General features: G+C 68.3%; 16 protein-coding genes and 2 riboswitches. Of the genes, 12 read left to right on the top strand and 4 right to left on the bottom strand.

Annotated features, from left to right (window positions below):
* The first annotated feature begins 9 nt into the window (after window positions 1-9).
* The 6 genes from OR37_RS15395 (at window position 10) to OR37_RS15365 (ending at window position 10003) form a co-directional block, all read left to right on the top strand.
* Window positions 10-1041, top strand: a complete 1032-nt coding sequence (locus OR37_RS15395; RefSeq protein ID WP_004621820.1) for an ABC transporter substrate-binding protein — start codon at window positions 10-12, stop codon at window positions 1039-1041.
* A gap of 265 nt (window positions 1042-1306) precedes the next feature.
* A riboswitch (glycine riboswitch) is annotated at window positions 1307-1396 on the top strand.
* A gap of 3 nt (window positions 1397-1399) precedes the next feature.
* Window positions 1400-1491: riboswitch (glycine riboswitch) on the top strand.
* 122 nt (window positions 1492-1613) lie between these two features.
* Window positions 1614-4316 carry a TonB-dependent receptor domain-containing protein gene (locus tag OR37_RS15385; protein WP_004621818.1) on the top strand — a complete coding sequence of 901 codons (2703 nt, stop codon included), beginning with the start codon at window positions 1614-1616 and terminating at the stop codon, window positions 4314-4316.
* Between the two features lie 83 nt (window positions 4317-4399).
* Window positions 4400-6340, top strand: coding sequence for a S9 family peptidase (locus OR37_RS15380; RefSeq protein WP_004621817.1), 1941 nt, complete (start codon window positions 4400-4402; stop codon window positions 6338-6340).
* A 151-nt stretch (window positions 6341-6491) separates the two neighbouring features.
* Window positions 6492-7883, top strand: coding sequence for an adenosylhomocysteinase (gene ahcY, locus OR37_RS15375; protein ID WP_004621815.1), 1392 nt, complete (start codon window positions 6492-6494; stop codon window positions 7881-7883).
* Window positions 7884-8001: 118 nt separating this feature from the next.
* Complete coding sequence (locus OR37_RS15370; RefSeq protein ID WP_004621813.1) at window positions 8002-8850, top strand: bifunctional hydroxymethylpyrimidine kinase/phosphomethylpyrimidine kinase; 849 nt, start codon at window positions 8002-8004, stop codon at window positions 8848-8850.
* A 10-nt stretch (window positions 8851-8860) separates the two neighbouring features.
* Window positions 8861-10003 carry a serine hydrolase domain-containing protein gene (locus tag OR37_RS15365; RefSeq protein ID WP_004621811.1) on the top strand — a complete coding sequence of 381 codons (1143 nt, stop codon included), beginning with the start codon at window positions 8861-8863 and terminating at the stop codon, window positions 10001-10003.
* Between the two features lie 19 nt (window positions 10004-10022).
* Here the strand turns inward: OR37_RS15365 and OR37_RS15360 are convergent, their stop codons facing one another.
* The 3 genes from OR37_RS15360 to OR37_RS15350 are packed head-to-tail and all read right to left on the bottom strand — an operon-like array spanning window position 10023 to window position 14205.
* A complete protein-coding gene (locus OR37_RS15360; protein WP_004621809.1) occupies window positions 10023-10238 on the bottom strand; it encodes a hypothetical protein in 216 nt (71 codons plus the stop codon).
* Window positions 10238-12658, bottom strand: a complete 2421-nt coding sequence (locus OR37_RS15355) for a YbcC family protein (RefSeq protein WP_004621808.1) — start codon at window positions 12656-12658, stop codon at window positions 10238-10240. The genes OR37_RS15360 and OR37_RS15355 overlap by 1 nt, the downstream gene beginning before the upstream one ends.
* Window positions 12655-14205, bottom strand: a complete 1551-nt coding sequence (locus OR37_RS15350; protein ID WP_004621805.1) for a proton-conducting transporter transmembrane domain-containing protein — start codon at window positions 14203-14205, stop codon at window positions 12655-12657. The genes OR37_RS15355 and OR37_RS15350 overlap by 4 nt, the downstream gene beginning before the upstream one ends.
* Window positions 14206-14307: 102 nt before the next feature.
* Here OR37_RS15350 and OR37_RS15345 point away from each other — a divergent pair, with 102 nt between their 5' ends.
* Window positions 14308-15186, top strand: a complete 879-nt coding sequence (locus tag OR37_RS15345; protein ID WP_004621803.1) for a LysR family transcriptional regulator — start codon at window positions 14308-14310, stop codon at window positions 15184-15186.
* 70 nt (window positions 15187-15256) lie between these two features.
* Window positions 15257-15976, top strand: coding sequence for a M48 family metallopeptidase (locus OR37_RS15340; RefSeq protein ID WP_004621802.1), 720 nt, complete (start codon window positions 15257-15259; stop codon window positions 15974-15976).
* An 18-nt stretch (window positions 15977-15994) separates the two neighbouring features.
* Here the strand turns inward: OR37_RS15340 and OR37_RS15335 are convergent, their stop codons facing one another.
* A complete protein-coding gene (locus OR37_RS15335; RefSeq protein ID WP_004621799.1) occupies window positions 15995-16741 on the bottom strand; it encodes a DUF6065 family protein in 747 nt (248 codons plus the stop codon).
* A gap of 78 nt (window positions 16742-16819) precedes the next feature.
* Here OR37_RS15335 and OR37_RS15330 point away from each other — a divergent pair, with 78 nt between their 5' ends.
* The 4 genes from OR37_RS15330 to OR37_RS15315 all read left to right on the top strand — a co-directional run bounded on the left by OR37_RS15330 (window position 16820) and on the right by OR37_RS15315 (window position 19203).
* The gene (locus OR37_RS15330) at window positions 16820-17323 is read left to right on the top strand and encodes a prolyl-tRNA synthetase associated domain-containing protein (RefSeq protein WP_004621797.1); all 504 of its coding nucleotides are present in this window, start codon (window positions 16820-16822) and stop codon (window positions 17321-17323) included.
* A 97-nt stretch (window positions 17324-17420) separates the two neighbouring features.
* Window positions 17421-18320, top strand: a complete 900-nt coding sequence (locus OR37_RS15325) for a thioredoxin family protein (protein WP_004621796.1) — start codon at window positions 17421-17423, stop codon at window positions 18318-18320.
* Window positions 18321-18330: 10 nt separating this feature from the next.
* Window positions 18331-18996 carry an LON peptidase substrate-binding domain-containing protein gene (locus tag OR37_RS15320; RefSeq protein ID WP_004621793.1) on the top strand — a complete coding sequence of 222 codons (666 nt, stop codon included), beginning with the start codon at window positions 18331-18333 and terminating at the stop codon, window positions 18994-18996.
* Between the two features lie 9 nt (window positions 18997-19005).
* Window positions 19006-19203, top strand: a complete 198-nt coding sequence (locus tag OR37_RS15315) for a Trm112 family protein (protein WP_004621792.1) — start codon at window positions 19006-19008, stop codon at window positions 19201-19203.
* Window positions 19204-19217: the final 14 nt, after the last annotated feature.

Below are 19217 nucleotides of genomic sequence, written 5' to 3'. Positions count from 1 at the left end.
CATCGAGTCATGGCCGCGCTGGTCCTGGCGGTGATGCTGGTGGGCTGCGCGCCCAAGCCCGCCGGACAGGCGACCAGCGCCTGGGACGTGAGCGCCGCCCAGCGGGAGGGCGAACTGGTCGTCTATATGAACAGCGACGGCCACGAGGACGTCACCGACGGGTTCCAGCGGCGTTTTCCGAAGATCAAGGTGCGCCTGGTGACGCTGACCTCCGTCAAGATCCGCGAGCGACTGATCGCCGAAACCCAGGCGGGCAAGCCGGTCGCCGACGTCGCCTGGAGTTCGACGATGGACATCCAGGTCAAGCTTATCAACGACGGCTACGCCCAGACCTATCGCAGCCCGGAGGCCAAGGGCCTGCCGACCTGGGCGGTCTGGCGCGACCAGGGCTTCGGCGTCACCGCCGAGCCGATCGTCTTCGCCTATAACAAGAAGCTGTTGAACGAGGCGGAGGTCCCGCGCAGCCACGCGGCGTTGCTGGCGGCCCTGCGCGCCGACCCCGATCGCTGGCGCGGCAAGATCGCGATGTACGATCCGGAAAGGAGCGGACTGGGTTTCATGTACATGTCCGGCGACCTGCAGGTCTATCCGGACGCCCAGGCGATGTACGACGCGCTGGCGGGATCGGAGCCTGGTCTGTTCGTGGTGGGCTCCTCGATGCTGAACAGTCTGACGGATCAGCACGTGATGGTCTTCGGCCTGACCCAAACCTTTGCCGAATGGTGGGCGCGCAGACGCAATCCCGATCTCGGTTATGTCGTGCCCAGCGACTATCAGCTTCTGATCTCGCGGGTGGCTTTCATCACCCGCTCGGCGCCGCATCCGAAGGCCGCGCGGCTGTTCCTGGACTATCTGATGTCCGACGAGGGGCAGCGGCGGTTGGCCCAAAGTGGACTTCCGCCCATCCGGTCCGTCGGCGGGGCGACCGCCCTTGGCCTAGGGGCAAGGCCGATCCGGATCGGCCCCGCATTGCTGGCCAATTTCGACCAGGGCCGTCGGACCGAGCTGCTCGACACCTGGAGGGCGGCGCTCAAGCAATAGGATTGCCTAATATTAGAGCGAATCCGATTAAAATATAGGCAATATTGGCGAATATCAGAAACTCGGCGGCATTTCGGCGGTCGGCGTGGAGCGCCGCGAAGCTGTCACCGACCTGTCATCGTGACGCCTCTCGCGAAAGCGGAAGAACAGGCGCGACCATCGTTGGTTGATCGCGGGGTGGTCTTTTCCTTTCGGGCGGCGATCCTTGATATTTCATGCCTCGTTTCCGCGCTTTGACGCCGGATGGCGAAACGTTCGTATTGGCTCTGCTCTCGCGGAAGAGATCGGGTTCGACCCGACGCCGAAGGCGCAACCGCCCCGGAAACGCTCAGGCAACAGGGACCGCGGAGCAAGAGGACGCTGGAAAGCAGGATCGCCCCGATAGCGGGCGGCCTCGCCGAAGGAGCAAGGGCGCGACCGCGCCTGAATCTCTCAGGCCAAGGGACAGCGGGGGCAGAGGAACCGCCTGGCGAAAACGCGGGATGAGGCCCGCGCGACGCGACCGAACGCGACCGAATGGACGGTCGCGCGGGGAGGCGGCTGTCGATCGTTGAAACAGAGGGGATCTTGCTTTGACTCTTTCACGCCAAACCCGCCGGGGCCTGCTGCTGGGCTGCAGCCTGGTTCCCGCCATCCTGGCCCTCCAAGGCGCCGCTCTGGCCCAGGAGGCCGCCAAGCCCGAAGACAACAGCGTCGGCGAGATCGTCGTCACCGCCTCGCGCATCGACCGCGCCGACTTCCAGGCGCCGACCCCGACCGTGCGCGTCACGGCTCAGGACCTGAGCGTCGGCGCGCGGCCGAACATCGCCGCGGCCCTGAACGACCTGCCGCAGTTCCGCGCCACGACCTCGGCTCAGACCACCGGCACCAACACCGGCGCCGGTAACGCGCCCGTCGACCTGCGCGGCCTGGGCATCAGCCGCACCCTGGTGCTGCTGGACGGCCGCCGCTTCTCCGGCGACAACGACCTGAACCTGATCCCCAGCGTCCTGACCAAGGGCGTCGACGTGGTGACCGGCGGGGCCTCGGCGGCCTGGGGCTCCGGCGCCGTGGCCGGCGTGGTCAATATCAGCATCGACCGCGCTTTCACCGGCCTGAAGATGGGCGTCGAGCGCGGCGAGTCCTCGTACAACGACGCCAAGCAGATCCGCCTGGAGGCGGCGGCGGGCAAGAGCTTCGCCGACGGCCGCGGCCAGTTCGTGATCGGCGGCGAATATATCGACAACGACGGCGTGATCCCGAAGGACAGCCGCCCCAATGTCGGTCGCTGGGCCACGGTCTCGAATGGCGCTGGCCGCTTCATCCTGGCGCCGAATGTCGGCTTCGCCAACGCCGCCCCCGGCGGCCTGATTCTTTCCGGCGTTCTGAAGGGCAAGACCTTCAATCCTGACGGCACCTTGCGCGACTTCAACTACGGCACGGTGGTCGGGACCAACACGGTCGGCGGCGAAGGGCCCTCGAACGACGACCTGTCGCCGCTGGTCACGCCGCAGAAGCACTACGCGGCCATGGCCAGCCTGACCTATGACCTGACCGACAAGGTCAAGATGACCGCCGAGCTGCGTCGCTCGCGGATGTGGAACGACTACATCTGGTTCGGCGACCACAATCGCGGCAACCTGACGATCAAGTCGGACAACGCCTTCCTGCCGGCGGCGGTGAAGTCGGCGATGGCGGCGGCCGGCCAGACAAGCTTCACGATGGGTCGCTTTAATACCGAGGCCTATCCGACCATCGACTTCGAGCGTGTCTCGACCCAGGGCACGATCGCCTTCGACGGCTCGTTCGGCGACAGCTGGCGCTGGAGCGCCTACTACAGCCATGGCGAGAACGAGAACAATATCGACACGCCCGGGTTCTTCCTGACCCAGAACTACGCCAACGCGGTCGACTCGGTGATCAGCCCGACGACCGGTCAGCCGATCTGCCGCGTCGCCCTGACCAACGCCTCGACCAACTGCGTGCCGATCAACCTGTTCGGCCAGGGCGCGCCCTCGAAAGCGGCGCTGGCCTATGTGACCGGCACGCCCAGCCAGCGCGAGACCAGCAAGCTGGACGTCGGCGGCTTCAGCCTGCGCGGCGAACCCTTCAGCCTGCCCGCCGGTCCGGTCTCGATCGCCGTCGGCGCCGAGGCCCGCAAGGAGTCGATCAACCGCACGGTCGGCGCGCTCGACGCGGCCAAGGCGTTCACCACCTTCAGCTTCTCGGCCATGACCGGCAGCTACAATGTCAAGGAAGCCTTCGCCGAGGTGCTGGTCCCGGTCATCCGCGACGTACCGGTCTTCAACAAGCTGGAAGTCAACGCCGCCGCCCGCGTCTCCGACTACAACACCACCGGCTCGATCTGGTCGTGGAAGCTGGGCGCCACCAACGAGTTCTTCCCCGGCTTCCGCGGCCGGATCACCGAGTCGCGCGACATCCGCTCGGCTAACCTGACCGAGCTCTTCACGACCAGCACGACCGGCTACAACACGATCGTCGATCCGAAGACCAACTCCAGTGTCTATGTGCTGACCAACGGCGGCGGCAATCCTGGTCTGACGCCCGAGACGGCCAAGACCTTCACGACCGGCTTCGTCTATTCGCCGCCGGCCCTGCCGGGCCTCAATGTCTCGGTCGATTACTTCAATATCAACATCGACAACGTGATCACCACGGTCGCCGCGCAGGACATCGTCACCCGCTGCGCCAACGGCAACGCCGACATGTGCTCTCGGGTGACCCGCGACGCCAGCGGCACGATCACGCGCATCGTGTCGACCTATGTGAACCTGGCCAACTACAAGACCGACGGCGTCGACGCCGAGATCTCCTACGCGACCGATCTCGACCGTCTGATCGCCAACGCGCCGGGTCGCATCCGCGCCCGCTGGCTGATGACCTGGGTCAACAGCCTGACGACCAACGACGGGGTCAGCAAGATCGAGTACGTGAAGTCGCAGGGCTATTCGTTCGGCCTGGGCACGCCCAAGAGCCGCATGACCGGCAGCCTGGACTGGTCGGGCAAGGTGTTCAGCGCCAATCTGCGGGCGCGCTACATCTCGCCGGGCAACTACAACAACACCGTCGATCTCGTGAACGGCCACATCAAGGCCTACACCTATGTCGACCTGGGCGTTCAGGCCAAGCTGCCGCCCCTGGCGGGACACCAGATCGAGCTCTACGCCAACGCGACCAACCTGTTCGACAAGGACCCGCCGGTGAGCTCGCTGTACTCGCCCTACTACGACGTGATTGGCCGCTATGTGACCGTCGGCGCGCGGATGCGTTTCTAATCCCGCCCGACATCGCGCCGCCGGCCTGCTTCCCCTCGCTGTCCCGGCCGGCGGCGCCTCCCCCTTTCCCGAGGCATTCCCAGATGATTTACCGTCATGCCCTGGCGCTGGCCCTGTTGGCCGGCGCCGTCGCGACCCCCTTGGCGGCCCAGACCGTCGCGCCGCCCGTCGCCATCGTCGTCGACGGCGCGCCCGCCATTCCCCGCGACCTGGTCGAGGCCACCGCGCCCTATCTGCAGGCGCGCCACGCCGACTTCCTGGGCTGGAACGCGGCCGACCATTCGATGCTGATCAAGACCCGGTTCGGCGGCTCGAACCAGGTTCACGTCGTGGCCAAGCCCGACGGCGATCGTCGCCAGATCAGCTTCGAGAGCGAACCGATCCTGACCGCCGCCCTGTCGCCCAAGGGCGATACGCTGGTGATCCAGAAGGACAAGGGCGGCGACGAGTTCTATCAGCTCTACGTCCTGGAGGCTGGTCGCCCGCGCCTGATCACCGACGGCAAGAGCCGCAACTGGTTCGGCGCCTGGTCACGCGACGGCAAGCTGGTCGGCTACGCCTCGTCGCGCCGGAACGGCGCCGACATGGACCTCTATGTCGTCGATCCCAAGGATCCCAAGACCGACCGCCTGGTCGCCCAGGTGACCGGCGGCGGCTGGAACATCGTCGATTTCTCGGCCGACGGCGCCAAGGCCCTGGTCTTGAATCGCATGTCGGTCAACGAGGCCATGGTCTATGAGCTGGACCTGGCCAGCGGCAAGATGAAGGCGCTGACCAACCCGAAGGCCAAGGCCTCCTATGTCGATCCGAAATACGCCCAGGACGGTTCGGTCTGGCTGACATCCGACAAGGGTTCGGACTTCCAGCGCCTGGGCAAGCTGGACGGCAAGGGCGGCTTCGTCCCGGTGTCGAAGGAGCCGCGCTGGGACGTCAGCGACTTCGCGGTCTCGCCGGACGGGACCTTCGCGGTCTATGCGATCAACGAGGCGGGCGTGTCGCGCGTGCGGATCCTGGATTTGGCCAGCGGCGCGGTTCGACCCGTTGACGGTCTGCCTGCGGGCGTCATTCCCTACGCCATCGGTCCGGCCATCAGCATCGCGCCGTGGGGCGAGATCGGCCTCAGCATGGCTTCGGCGAAGGTGCCGGGCGACGCCTTCTCGATCGACCCCAAGACCCTGGCCGTCACCCAGTGGACCCGCAGCGAGACCGGCGGTCTGGATCCCAGCCGCAATGTCGAGCCGAAATTGGTCGAGGTCGCCAGCTTCGACGGCGAGAAGATATCGGGCTTCCTCTACCAGCCCGACCCGGCCAAGTTCCCGGGCAAGCGTCCGCTGATCGTCGACATCCACGGCGGTCCGGAAGGGCAGACGCGGCCGGACTTCCTAGGCGGAAACAACTATCTGCTGAACGAGCTGGGCGTCGCGCTGTTCTTCCCGAACGTGCGCGGCTCGACCGGCTATGGGACGCGGTTCGTCAACCTCGACAACGGTCCGTTCAAGCGCGAGGACTCGGTCAAGGACATCGGGGTCTTCCTCGATACGCTGGAAAAGAACCCGGCCCTGGACGCCAGCCGCTTCGCGGTCAACGGCGTCTCGTATGGCGGCTACATGTGCTACGCCTCGGCCACGCACTACAGCCCGCGCCTCAAGGGCGCCAACTGCTACGTCGCGATCTCGAACTTCGTCACCTTCCTGGAGAACACCCAGGCCTACCGCCGCGACCTGCGCCGGGTGGAGTACGGCGACGAGCGCGATCCCAAGCAGCGCGAACAGCTGATGAAGATCTCGCCGCTGACCAGCGTCGACAAGATCACCACGCCGCTGCTGGTGGCCACCGGCGGAACCGATCCCCGCGTGCCGCCGTCGGAAGCCGAGCAGATGATCAAGGCCGTCCGCGCCCGCGGCGGCTCGGTCTGGCACGTGCTGGCCAAGAACGAGGGCCACGTCTTCCGCAAGAAGGAGAACGAGGACTACTATTTCTGGACCAGCATCATGTTCTGGCGAAAGACGCTATTGGGCCAATAGGCCGGGCGAGGCGCGGACCGGCGGGTCCGCGCCCTTCGCGTTAAAGGGTCTCGCGCCGCCGGACATAAGGATATCTTTATGCGTTAATTGCTCGGAAGGGGTCGGCGCTGTATAAGCGCGCCAAGATCCCATCCGACCGCAGGAGCCCCAAGTGGCCGACTACATCGTCAAGGACATCTCGCTCGCCGATTTCGGCCGCAAGGAAATCGCCATCGCCGAGACCGAGATGCCGGGCCTGATGGCCACGCGCGCCGAATACGGCCCCAAGCAGGTTCTGAAGGGCGCCCGCATCGCCGGCAGCCTGCACATGACCATCCAGACCGCCGTGCTTATCGAGACCCTGGTCGCCCTGGGCGCCGAGGTTCGCTGGGCCTCGTGCAACATCTTCTCGACCCAGGACCACGCCGCGGCCGCCATCGCCGCCGCCGGCATCCCGGTCTTCGCCTTCAAGGGCGAGAACCTGGTCGAGTACTGGGAATACGCCCACAAGATCTTCGAGTGGGGCGACGGCGGTTATCCGAACCTGATCCTCGACGACGGCGGCGACGCCACCCTGCTCTGCGTGCTGGGCCCGAAGGCCGAGAAGGATCCGTCGATCCTCGACAACCCGCAGAACGAAGAGGAAGAGGCCCTCTACGCCGTGATGAAGAAGTACCTGGCCGAAAAGCCGGGCTTCTATTCGGCGATCCGCGCGGCCATCGGCGGCGTCTCTGAGGAGACCACCACGGGCGTGCACCGTCTGTACCAGATGGCCCAGAAGGGCGAACTTCCGTTCCCGGCCATCAACGTCAACGACAGCGTCACCAAGAGCAAGTTCGACAACCTGTATGGTTGCCGCGAAAGCCTGGTCGACGCCATCCGTCGCGGCACCGACGTCATGCTGTCGGGCAAGGTCGCGGTGGTCTGCGGCTATGGCGACGTGGGCAAGGGCTCGGCCGCCTCGCTACGCCAAGGCGGCGCCCGCGTGATCGTCACCGAGGTCGACCCGATCTGCGCGCTGCAGGCGGCGATGGAAGGCTACGAGGTCCAGACCCTTAATGACGTCGCCGACAAGGCGGACATCTTCGTGACGGCGACCGGCAACAAGGACGTCATCACGCTGGACGACATGCGGAAGATGAAAAACAACGCCATCGTCTGCAACATCGGCCACTTCGACTCGGAAATTCAGATCGCCGCCCTGCGCAACTACAAGTGGGACGAGATCAAGCCGCAGGTCCACCACGTGGAATTCCCGGACGGCAAGAAGCTGATCGTGCTGTCGGAAGGTCGCCTGGTGAACCTGGGCAACGCCACGGGTCACCCGAGCTTCGTGATGTCGGCCTCGTTCACCAACCAGACCCTGGCCCAGATCGAACTGTGGACCAATAAGGCCGCTTACAAGAACGACGTCTACACCCTGCCCAAGCACCTGGACGAGAAGGTCGCCTTCCTGCACCTGGAAAAGCTGGGCGCCAAGCTGACCACCCTGCGCAAGGATCAGGCCGACTACATCGGCGTTCCTGAAAAGGGTCCGTTCAAGCCGGATCACTATCGCTACTAGTCTTCGGACGATTTTCGATTTCTCGGAAAGGCTCGCTGGCGACGGCGGGCCTTTTCTTTGCGCGGGGCCTTGAACACGCCCTGTTCAAGTCCCGCTTGCTCGGCTAATCGCTTTTTCCATGCCGTTAGCCCTGATCATCTCCAGCCATGTCGCCGGCAGCCAGGTCGGCGCGTCCGCCCAGGCCGCGGCGCTGGCGCAGTTTCGCATCGAGTCGATGGTCACCCCGACGGTCCTTTACGGCCGTCATCCCGGCTGGGGCATCCCCGGCGGGGCGCCGGTGCCGATCGAGGTGTTCGAGGGCATGTTGGACGGCATCGAGGCCAATGGCCTGTTCGGTCAGGTCGACCTGGTCATCACCGGCTATTTCGCCTCCGCCGCACAGGTGCGCGCGGCGGCCCGGGTCATCGACGCCGTGCGGGAAACGCCTCGTCAGGGCGCGGCGACCCGCAAGCCCGTGATCGTCGTCGATCCCACCATGGGCGACGCGGGCAAGGGCCTGTACATCCCGTCCGAGACCGCCGACGAGATCATCGCCGACCTAGTCCCCCGCGCCGACGTGGTGGCCTGCAACGCCTGGGAGCTGCAGAAGCTGACCGGCGCGGATTCTCGCGACCCGATCGCGGCGATGAAGGCGGCCCGCCTGCTGGGCAAGACCACGCTGGTCTCGTCGGTGCATCGCGGCGCCGAGATCGGCGCGGTCCTGGCCGACCGCAAGGAGGCCTGGCTGGCCGCCCACGCCAAGTCCGACCATTCGCCCAACGGCACGGGGGATCTGCTGACCGCGCTCTACGCGGCCTCGATCCTGGAGGGGCAGACCTTCTCCTACGGTCTGGCCCGCGCCGTCGGCGGCGTGGCCGAGACGGTCACCGCCGCCAATATCTACAACTCGCCCGAGCTGCCGATCGTGATGATGGGCGCGCGGATCAAGCAGACCTCGCCGACGGTCCGCATCGAGCGACTGGCCTGAGGACCTGGGCATGACCGTCGAGATCACGGGCTTCTGCCCCGACCGCTTCACCCGCGTCCGCGAGACGTTCGAGGCCAACTTCGCCGACACGACGGCCGGCGGGACCGGAGAACTGGGCGCGCGCTTCTCGCTGGCGATCGATGGCGAGATCGTGGTCGACCTGATGGGGGGCTTCGCCGACCGCAAGCGCGAGGTTCCGTTCGGTCCCGACACGCTAACGGCCCTGTTCTCGACGACCAAGGCCGTGGCGGCCCTGATGGTGGCGCGCCTGGTCGACGAGGGGCGCCTGGCCTACGACCAGCGCGTCGCCGACGTCTGGCCCGAGTTCGCCCAGAACGGCAAGCAGGACGTCACCGTCGAGCAGGCCCTGTCGCACCAGGCGGGCCTGTCTGGCTTCCCGGACGAGACCGATCCGGCGCTGTGGTTCGACTGGGACGCCACGTGCGCCAAGCTGGCGGCCATGGCGCCGCTGTTCCCGATCGGCTCGGCCAGTGGCTACCATCCGGTGACCTTCGGCTACATCGCCGGCGAAATCTTCCGTCGCGTCGACGGCCGGACGATGGGGACGGCGCTGCGCGAGGACATCGCGGTTCCCTGCGGCCTGGACCTGTGGATCGGCCTGCCCGACAGCGAGCACGGCCGCGTCGCCGACCTGATGCGTCCGACGGCCCTGCCGCGATTTGGCGAGATCAATCCCGCCCTGACCGCCGCCTTCCTGAAACCCTGGTCCTCGCCGGGCGGAAAGGGGGCGGCCGAATGGCGGCGGGTCGAGATTCCGTCGGCCAACGGTCACGCCACGGCCGCCGCCCTGGCCCGCCTGATGGGCGCCTTGGCCAGCGGCGGGACCCTGGACGGGCGTTCGATCCTGACCCCAGCGGGCATCCGGGCCGCGACGGCCGAGCGCATCCGCGGCCAGGATCTCGTGCTGCCCTTCGAGATCAGCTGGGGCGCGGGCTTCATGCGCAACGCGCCGAACCTGTTCTACGGCCCGACGGACGAGGCGTTCGGCCACTCCGGTTGGGGCGGCTCCTGCGCCTTCGCCGATCCGACGCGCGGTGTCGCCGGCGCCTATGTGATGAACAAGCAAGGCAACGCCCTGATCGGTGACCCGCGCCCGGTGCGCCTGATCCAGGCCGCCTACGCCTCGCTCTAGATTTTTGTCTTCGTTCAGCTTACGGACGATCGGGTGGGGCCGGCGCGTCGGCCACGACGAGATAGCGCACCTGAGGCTCGCCAGAGGCGTTCAGGTCCTCGGCGCTGGCCTGCGCGGCTTGGTAATCGCCATAAGGTCCGAGCACGCGAGGCCAGGGCAGATGGCGGGCGTCGTCGACCCAGCGGCCTCCGATCACCCAGTAGCGTTCGGCGAAGTTGCTCGTCATTCGGTCCATCAGAGGGCCTCCCAACGCAGGTCGCCGGCGTACCGGTGCGCGACCCGCCCCGTGTCATCGATCGCGAAGGCCAGCAGCCAGCCATTGTCGAGCAGCGCCCGGACCTGGGGCTGACGCGCCAGCACCGCCGAGATGTCTTCGGGCGCCGCCGCCAGAAAGACGCTGAGCCGCAGCGGCTCGTGCACGAAGCCGCCGCCGTCGTGGATCGATTGCAGCGGCAGGCCGATCCGAAGGTCGCCGCCGTTGCCCTCGAGCACGCCGACGCGGCCGCACACATTGTGCAAAGTCTTGTCGCCGGCGCCGAAGACCGCGTTCGCCACGGTCGAGCCGTAGTACTGCAGGCTGATCCAGCTGGCGACCACCATGGGGGCGGTCATGATCAGCTCCAGCACCTTGAGGTCGGGATCGGCGGCCCGGTCGTAGCTGTGCAGAAAGGCCCGGCCCTCGAGATCGCGGCCCGCCGTCAGGGCGCGGGGCGCGGCGATGAAGGCCGCGGCGCGGGCCAGGCCCCATTCCGGCCGGATCTGCGACCAGTCCTGGCTCCGCGCGAAGACTTTTTCGCCGTCCAGGGGCGAGAGGCCCAGCAGCGGCGCCCGCTCGGCCCGCGCCAGTTCCGACGCCCGCTGGAGCTTGCGGCGGGCCTCGGCCAGGTCGGCGGCGTGGGTGGCCGGCGCGGCCGCCTCGTCCAGGATCGTCACGACGTCGGTGGTGGTGTCGTGCAGCGCGGCGACGAACACGGTGTCGTCCGGGATCCGCAGGCCCTTTTCGGCCAGGCCGAGGCGGACGTCCGGATCGTTGAGCAGCACGGCCGCGAACCGCGCGTTGGGCGCGCCGCTATGACCGCCGCAGGCCCCGCAATCCAGCCCCGCCGCGTGCGGATTGTTGACGCTCGTCGCGCCGTGTCCGACCAGCAGGACGACACGCGCCAGACCGTCGAGCAGCGACATCCCGCGCAGGGCGGACTCGGCCAGCCGGACGCGCTCCCGTTGCTCCAGTCCGTCCAGCCTGAGGGGCGGACCGGCGGGCGCGGCCTTCGGCGCGCCGCCGCCTAAGGCGGAGGCGGCCAGCTTGACGCCATAGGCCAGGCCAAACGCCTCGACAAAGCCAAAGCACGACACCGCCGATTGCTTCAGGGCCGTCCAGATCGGCTTCAACGACTTGGCCAGGGCGAGGGGGCCGCCGCGCGCCTTTTCGGCCCGCACCTCGAAGCTCGGAGTCAGCAACACGGGGCAGTGCGCGTGCCCCGCCCCGCCGTGCTCGTGATAGACGAACGGCATCCCGAAGAAGCCGGCGAAACCCAGGGTCTCGGCCCGCGGCCAAACGCTCTCCAGCGCGCGCCGATAGACCTCGGAGCGAACATCGATGCAGAACACCGCCTGAAGATCGGGCCGCTGGACCTCGGGTCGGCCTTGTCCCCGCGCCAGGCGCGCGATCACGCCGTGCTGGAAATGGCGCTCATAGGCGCGCTGCAGCACCAGATCGACCGCGAAGTCGTCATCCTTGGCGGGAGGTCCGGTCCGCGCGCTCGACAGGGCCTGGCGCCACGCCGCGAGGAACGGCGCGTCCCGCCGCTGGCGGAACAGCGCGTAGCCCCACACAAGCCTGATGGCGAGGAACTCGGTCAGGCGGCCTTCCGGCTGGCCGGTCAGCCCGGCTTCCCAGTCGAGCCGCCGCGTGTAGGCGGCCCAGCCGCGCACGTCGAACAGCGCTCGGTAGAGATAATCCGCCCACTGATCTTGAGGGATTTCGAGCCCGTCCAGAACCGCCGCGATGGCGTCCATGGGATCGGCGGGCAGGGCGGAGACCGTCGCCGCCAGCCCCTTGACCCCCATGACCCGGGCGTTGTGATCGAAGCGGACCGACCAGCGCCAAGCCTCGAACAGGCCCATGCCCCGCCATGGCGCGGGCCAGGCGGCCTGGCCCTCGTCGAAATAGGCGGCGCACCACTTGGAGATCTCGTCGACCATGAAGGCGGTGCGAGAGACCTGGCGGTCGCCGTCGGACAGGGCGTCCAGAACGTCCGCGACGGTGGCCACGCGCCCGCCCCGTTGGGGGGCTGAGTCCACGGTCAGGGCCTTCAGGCAATCCTCGCGAGTCAGGGCCGGGGCCGGCGAAGCCGCCAGCACCGCGTCCAGATCGGCCTCGGAGATCCGGCCCTCGCGGAAGGCCGCGCGATAGAAGGCCCGGGGCATGACCAGCGGCGCGCCTGTCAGCCGATGCAGCTCGCGCGCCGCCCGCTCGAAGGGCGTCGTGGCGAAACCCAGGAAAGGATTGACGGCCACGAAGCTGGACAGCGGCCAGAGCGGGGCCACGCGGTCGCGGGCGGTCTGGATCGCCGCCCGCAGCAGGGCGTCCCTGGGCGTGGGCGGCGTCGATGGCGGCCGCGCGGCGAGGACGGGTTCGGCGAGGGCGAGGCTCATGCGGTCGCTCCGGTGGTCTTGGATTGAGAGGGCGGGGCGGGCCAGAGCCGCAGCACCCAGCGATTGGCCAGCGTGTTCAGGTAGAAGCCGTGGGCGACCACGACATAGGCCCGGGCCCAGGCCGGCGAGCGGCTGGCGGCGGGCAGGCGCAGTTGCAGGCAGACCAGCGCGGTCATCGCCGCCACGACCCCGATCGCGAGGGCCACGAAGCCGCCGCCCGGGGGAGGGGCCTGTCCGGCGAGATCGCCCATCAGCCGCGCGAACAGGGCCTGGGCTCCCAGATGGGCGCCGAACATCACGGCGCTGGCCGCGACAAGGCCCGCCAGGGCGGGGCTGGGCCGCCGCTGTCCGAGGACGACCCGCGACAGGCCCAGCAGCAGCACCGAGGCCAGCAGGAAGGCGCCGGGACGCTGGCCGGGGCCGGCGCCCGCCGCCGTCATGCCCGCGGCCAGGATCAGGACCAGGGCCGGGGCGGCCAGGACCGCGAGGCGGGAGGCGGGGCGCGGCGGGGCGGGCGCCTCTCCCGAGGCGGCGTCGCCCGCCGAGAGGAAGGCGTGGGCCTTGTAGAGCGCGTGGGCGACGATGTGCAGCAGCGCCACCGAATAGGCGCCCAGCCCGCACTCCAGCAGCATGAAGCCCATCTGGGCGATCGTCGAATAGGCCAGGGTGACCTTGACCGAGGTCTGAGTCAGCATGATCAGCGATCCCAGCACCGCGCTGACCGCGCCGACGGCCGCCAGCAGGCCCAGCGCGGCCGGATGCTCCAGGATGAGCCCGCCGAACCGCAGCACCAGGAACCCGCCCGCATTGACCACGCCGGCGTGCAGCAGGGCCGAGACCGGCGTGGGCGTCTCCATCACCTCGAGGATCCAGCCGTGGAACGGGATCTGCGCCGCGCTCAGGATCGCCGCGGTCGCCAGCAGCACGGCGCTCGCGCCCCACGCCGCCCCGGCCGCGCTCCGGCCCGCGTCCAGGATCACGGCGATGTCGCCGTCGCCCGCCGCGCGCCACAGGCCGGCGGCGGCGATGATCAGGGCGGCGTCGGCGAAGCGGCTGAAGAGGAACCGCTTGCGGGCGGCCAGCACGGCGGCCTGGCGGTCGGCCCGGAACAGCAGCAGCCGATTGACGCACAGGCTGGCGGCGATCCAGCACAGGACCAACTGGCCCAGATTGCCGGACAGAACCAGGCCCTGCAGCAGGCCCAGGGTCAGGCAGAGCTGGCGAATGAACACTGGCTGGCGCGGATCCCCGGCCAGGTAATTGCGGCTGTAGACCACGACCACCAGGCCGATGAAGGCCACCAGGCAGGCCAGGGTCGCGCTCAAGGCGTCGATCCGGATCGCCAGGCCCAGCCCCGCCGCGCCGAGCGTCGGCGTCGAGGCCGCGCCCCATGACAGCGCGGCGGCCAGGCAGAGACCGGCGACGCCGCACGAGAGCCAGGCGGCGGCGGGCGAGGTGGCCCGGATGGCCAGAACGCGTTCGGGAACGAGGGCGGCGGCGAGATAGGCGAGCGGCGCGACGGCGGCGAGCCAGGCGATCGAGGTCAAGGGTCGTCTCCAGGGCGAAGGCGACCGTCCACATATGCGGGAACGGACGTTATTTGAAATTCATTGTTTGAACGAAATCGTTCGCTTTTATAGAAAAGCAGGATGAGCCAGCTGAACTACAACCACCTGCGCTACTTCTGGGCGGTCGCGCACGAGGGCGGGCTGGCGCGGGCCGCCGAGCGGCTGAACGTCGCTCCGTCGGCCTTGTCGGTTCAGCTGCAGAAGCTGGAGCGGCAGGTCGGGCATCCGCTCTTCGATCGCGTCGGCAAGAGGCTGCGTCTAACCGAGGCCGGACGCGTGGCTCTCGACTACGCCGACACGGTGTTTCGCACCGGCGACGAGCTGTTGAACACGCTGCGGGGCCGTCCCGACCTGGACCGCAAGGTGCTGCGGGTCGGCGCGATCCCGACCCTGTCGCGCAACTTCCAGCTGGAGTTTCTTCGCCCCCTGGTCGGGCGCGACGATGTCGAACTGGTCGTCCGCTCGGGCTCGACGCGCGACCTGCTTCAGGATCTCCAGGCCCAGGTTATCGACGTGGTGCTGGCCAACAGCCCGGCGCCTCGGGACGCGCGCTCGGCCCTCCGCAGCCGCTTGCTCGACGAGGAGCCCGTCGCGATCGTCGGCCGTCCATCCCACGCGCCGTTCCGGTTCCCCGACGACCTCGATGGCGCGCCGATGCTGCTGCCCAGCCTGGACAGCGAGCTTCGCGTCGCCTTCGACCGCCTCACCGACCTGGCGGGCGTGCGGCCGGTGATCATGGCGGAGGTCGACGACATGGCCATGCTCCGGCTGTTGGCGCGCGAACGCCAGGCCTTCGCCCTCGTCCCGCCGATCGTCGTCCGGGATGAGCTGCGGGCCGGCGTGCTGGCGGAGCTGCACCGGGTCGAGGGCCTGGCCGAGCGCTTCTACGCCATCCTGCAGGAAAGGCGGTTCCCCAACCCGCTGGTGGAGCTTCTCCTGCCGTCGGCCCAGGTCGGCTGATCGGGAACCGAAACCTATTTCGCTCCGTCCCGCCTTGCGAGGCGGCCCGGCGCGCATAATCTTGCCGGGCATGGTTGCGCGCGCCTCCCTCCGTTTTTCCGATGGCGACCGGCTGGAGGTCGGCGGTTGGCCGGTCCGCCTGAAGGTCGATGGGCGCGCCCGGCGGATTTCGCTACGCGTCGATCGCAGCCGGTCCGAGATCGTCGCCCTGGCGCCGAATCCCAAACGGTTGAACGAGGCCGTCGCCTTCGCCCAGCAGAAATCCGGTTGGATCGCCCAGCAACTGGCGGCCCTGCCCGAGCGGATGAGCCTGGCGCCCGGCGGGATCCTGCGGCTGAACGACCGGCCTTATCGGCTGGAGGTCGGGCCCGGCCGCGCCCGCATCGACGGCGACAGGATCATCGCCCCCGACGACGCCAATTGGGGCCTGAAGGTTATCCGCCTGGCCAAGCGCGAGGCCCTGACCGTGCTGACCGAGCGCACCGCGGTCCACGCCGCCGCCCTGGGTCGGCCGATGCCGTCGGTGGCGGTGGCCGATCCCAAGGCCCGCTGGGGCTCGTGCCGGCCGGCGACGTTCCGCGCCCCGGCGGCCATCCGCTATAGCTGGCGGCTGATCCTGGCCCCCGCGGCGGTGGCCGACTACGTCGCCGCGCATGAATGCGCCCACCTGGTCGAGGCCAATCACGGGCCCAGGTTCTGGGCTCTGTGCGAGCGGCTGGCCGGCGATCCCGCGCCGCACCGGGCCTGGCTGCGCGCCCACGCGGCCGAGCTGCACGCGATCGGCGCTTAGCCACGCGCGCGCGCCGATTTAGGTCCCGAGCTTCGGCGACTTCATCCGTCGCTTGTTGACGTGGTGGCTGGGCGCCTCGGCCTGGATTTCCTCGGGATATTCGCCCTTGAAGTAGAAGCGCTGCCAGGCCTCCTTGGTGGCCTCGGGGTCGCGCTTGAAGATCAGGTTGTTGAACTCGGTCCGCTTCTCGGCCCAGACGTCGTATTGACGGCGCAGCTCGGGGTTGGAGTTCATCGACTTGATCACCGGCTGGAAGGCCTCCATCGGCTTGTCCTGGATCAGCATGATGAAGCAGAAGGTTTCGCCCTTCTCGAACCGGACCGTGCCCGGGCGGGTGAAGATCCAGTTCATCGTGAAGGGGAAGGGCAGCCAGTCGGTCTCGACCACGCCCGCCAGCGGCTGGATGCCGTCCTTGATGTGGTTGGGCGGACCCATGGTCATCAGCGACCAGCCCGGCGGCGTGCGGAACAGATAGCCGGTGTGGAAGGTCACGACCCCCCGGGTGAAGTGCGACTTCACGAAGTCGTTGAAGCCCGGATAGGGGTGATCAGGTTGGAACTTGATGCACTCCTGGTGCGCCCCGCCGTCCCAGGTCATCGAGAAGCCGACCGGGCAGAGGATGTCCCAGCCGGTGGTGTTGGCCATGGTGAGCGGCAGGCAGCGATAGGGATGGCGCTCGGCGAAGCGGTCCATCCAGGCGCGCTGCGGCCGTCCAGGCACGATCTCGGGCGGACGGTTCTCGGTGGGATAGCACTCCAGTTCCATGCCGGTCCTTTGCTGGGTTCCTGCCCTGATTGCGCTCAGGTCTAGCGCTCGCGGCCTCGCCGCGTCTAGTAGAGCCTCATGAAGACCAGAGCCGACCTCTTCGCCTTTTTCGAGGCCCACGGAATTCAGGCCAGCACCCTCGACCACCCGCCGGTGTTCCGGGTCGAGGAGGGGCTGGAGATCAAGAAGGCCCTGCCCGGCGGCCACACCAAGAACCTGTTCCTCAAGGACGCCAAGGGCCAGCTGTGGCTGATCTCGGCCCTGGGCGAGACCGCGATCGACCTGAAGCGGCTGCACCATGTGATCGGCTCGGGCCGGCTGTCGTTTGGTCCCCAGGACATGATGGTCGAGACTTTGGGGGTGACGCCGGGGTCGGTGACGGCCTTCGGACTGATCAACGATACCGAACGACGGGTGCGCTTCGTGCTGGACAAGGCCTTGGCCGACAGCGATCCGGTGAACTTCCACCCGCTGGGCAACGACGCCACCACAGCGATCTCCCAGGCGGACTTCCGACGGTTCCTGGCCGCGCTCGGGGTCGAGCCGCTCATCGTCGACTTCGCCGCCATGAGCGTCGTCTAACGCTCGCGCGTCAAGCGAACCGATCATTGCGCCCGGCCGCGCGAAGGACCATCTTGGCGGCTGAAGCGTTCCTCCTGTCCCGAGTATGAGAGACCCGATGTCCCTGATCGGCGAAAAGCCCGCGAGTCCCGCCAAGAGCGAGCACGTCAAGGACGGCACGGACGCCAGCTTCATGGCCGACGTCATCGAGGCCTCGAAGACCCAGCCCGTCATCGTCGACTTCTGGGCGACTTGGTGCGGCCCCTGCCGTCAGCTGACCCCCACGCTGGAAAAGGTGGTCGGCGCGGCCAAGGGCGCGGTCAAGCTGGTCAAGATCGATGTCGACGCCAATCCGGGCTTCGCGGGCCAGCTGCGCGTGCAGTCGATCCCCACGGTCTACGCCTTCGTGGACGGCCGTCCGGTCGACGCGTTCCAGGGCGCCTTGCCCGAAAGCCAGGTCAAGGCTTTCGTCGAACGCCTGACCGGACCCGCCGGCCCCAGCGCCCTGGACGACCTGATCGCCCTGGGCAAGGAGTCGCTGGAGATCGGCGACATCGGCGGCGCGGCCCAGGCCTTCGCCCAGGCGCTGCAGACCGATCCGACCAATCTCAAGGCCCTGGGCGGCATGGCGCGCGCCTATCTGGCCGGCGGCGATCTGGAAGGCGCGGCCGAGGTGGTGGCCATGGCCCCCGCCGACGCTAAGGACCCCGATCTCGACGCCGTCCGCGCCGCCCTGACCCTGGCGGAGGAGGCCCCGTCCGAGACGGCCGCCTTCGAAAAGCGTCTGGCCGCCGATCCCGACGACCACGAGGCCCGGCTGGAGCTGGCCAAGGCGCTGGCCGGCGCGGGCCGGCTTGGCGAGGCGGCCGACCACCTCTTGACCATTATCGCGCGCGACCGCGCCTGGAACGACGACGCGGCGCGCAAGCAGTTGCTGACGGTCTTCGAGGCGGCGGGTCCGACCTCGGACGTCGCCAAGCAAGGCCGGCGCAAGCTGTCGGCGATCCTGTTCAGCTAGGGAGTTGCCGATGTCGGCGGCCTACCGAAAGATCGGCGACCTGCCGCTGGTGATCCCGGTCTTTCCTCTGGACGGCGCGTTGCTGCTGCCGGGCGGGCAGCTGCCGCTCAACATCTTCGAGCCGCGTTATCTGAACATGCTGGACGACGCCATGTCGGGCGAGCGGATCATCGGCATGATCCAGACCCGCCCCGGCGGCGACCATCAGCGGCCCAGCCTGGCGCCGGTCGGCTGCGCCGGCCGCGTGACCAGCTTCGCCGAAACCAGCGACGGCCGCTACCTGATCACCCTGACCGGAGTTTGCCGTTTTAAGGCCGGCGACGAATTGCCCACGCGCACGCCCTATCGCCAGATGCGCGTCGACTTCACGCCCTACGAGGCGGATCTGCGCGAGGAGCCGAGCGGCGCGCGCACGGCCGCCGATATCGACCGGCTGCTCATCGCCCTGCGCCGCTATCTGGACCACCGGGGCCTGGCGATCGACTGGGGCGACGCCGAGAGCGCGCCTTCGGACGCCCTGATCAACAGCCTGGCCATGGCCCTGCCGTTCGATCCCCTGGAAAAGCAGGCTCTGCTGGAGGCCGAGACGATCTTCGAGCGCAAGGCGACCCTGACCGCCCTGCTGGAGATCGACGCGGCCGGCGGCGACGATGACGAACCCACTTCGATCCAGTAGTAAGGCGCGATGACTCAAGCCGCTCCCCCTCCCGTCGACGTCGATCCGCGCCTGCTGGAAGTCCTGGTCTGTCCGGTGACGCGCGGTCCGCTGGACTATGACCGCGCCGCCGGCGAACTGATCAGCCGCGCCGCCAAGCTGGCCTATCCGATCCGCGACGGCGTGCCGATCATGCTGCCGGAAGAGGCGCGGGCGTTGGCTGAATAGCCATTGAAGATGCT

It is taken from the genome of Caulobacter vibrioides OR37 (assembly GCF_000372645.1).
Classification (GTDB): domain Bacteria; phylum Pseudomonadota; class Alphaproteobacteria; order Caulobacterales; family Caulobacteraceae; genus Caulobacter; species Caulobacter vibrioides_E.
The sequence above is the reverse complement of the archived record's forward strand: the minus strand, read 5'-3'. Positions and strand labels throughout refer to the sequence as shown.

Excerpts from the sequence above, each read along its gene's own strand:
- OR37_RS15340 (WP_004621802.1), top strand. The coding sequence starts at position 15,257 with ATGGTTGCGCGCGCCTCCCTCCGTTTTTCCGATGGCGACCGGCTGGAG.
- OR37_RS15335 (WP_004621799.1), bottom strand. The coding sequence starts at position 16,741 with ATGGAACTGGAGTGCTATCCCACCGAGAACCGTCCGCCCGAGATCGTG.
- OR37_RS15320 (WP_004621793.1), top strand. The coding sequence starts at position 18,331 with ATGTCGGCGGCCTACCGAAAGATCGGCGACCTGCCGCTGGTGATCCCG.
- OR37_RS15315 (WP_004621792.1), top strand. The coding sequence starts at position 19,006 with ATGACTCAAGCCGCTCCCCCTCCCGTCGACGTCGATCCGCGCCTGCTG.
- OR37_RS15380 (WP_004621817.1), top strand. The coding sequence starts at position 4,400 with ATGATTTACCGTCATGCCCTGGCGCTGGCCCTGTTGGCCGGCGCCGTC.
- OR37_RS15395 (WP_004621820.1), top strand. The coding sequence starts at position 10 with ATGGCCGCGCTGGTCCTGGCGGTGATGCTGGTGGGCTGCGCGCCCAAG.
- OR37_RS15345 (WP_004621803.1), top strand. The coding sequence starts at position 14,308 with ATGAGCCAGCTGAACTACAACCACCTGCGCTACTTCTGGGCGGTCGCG.
- OR37_RS15325 (WP_004621796.1), top strand. The coding sequence starts at position 17,421 with ATGTCCCTGATCGGCGAAAAGCCCGCGAGTCCCGCCAAGAGCGAGCAC.
- OR37_RS15365 (WP_004621811.1), top strand. The coding sequence starts at position 8,861 with ATGACCGTCGAGATCACGGGCTTCTGCCCCGACCGCTTCACCCGCGTC.
- OR37_RS15370 (WP_004621813.1), top strand. The coding sequence starts at position 8,002 with ATGCCGTTAGCCCTGATCATCTCCAGCCATGTCGCCGGCAGCCAGGTC.
- OR37_RS15355 (WP_004621808.1), bottom strand. The coding sequence starts at position 12,658 with ATGAGCCTCGCCCTCGCCGAACCCGTCCTCGCCGCGCGGCCGCCATCG.
- OR37_RS15360 (WP_004621809.1), bottom strand. The coding sequence starts at position 10,238 with ATGGACCGAATGACGAGCAACTTCGCCGAACGCTACTGGGTGATCGGA.
- OR37_RS15330 (WP_004621797.1), top strand. The coding sequence starts at position 16,820 with ATGAAGACCAGAGCCGACCTCTTCGCCTTTTTCGAGGCCCACGGAATT.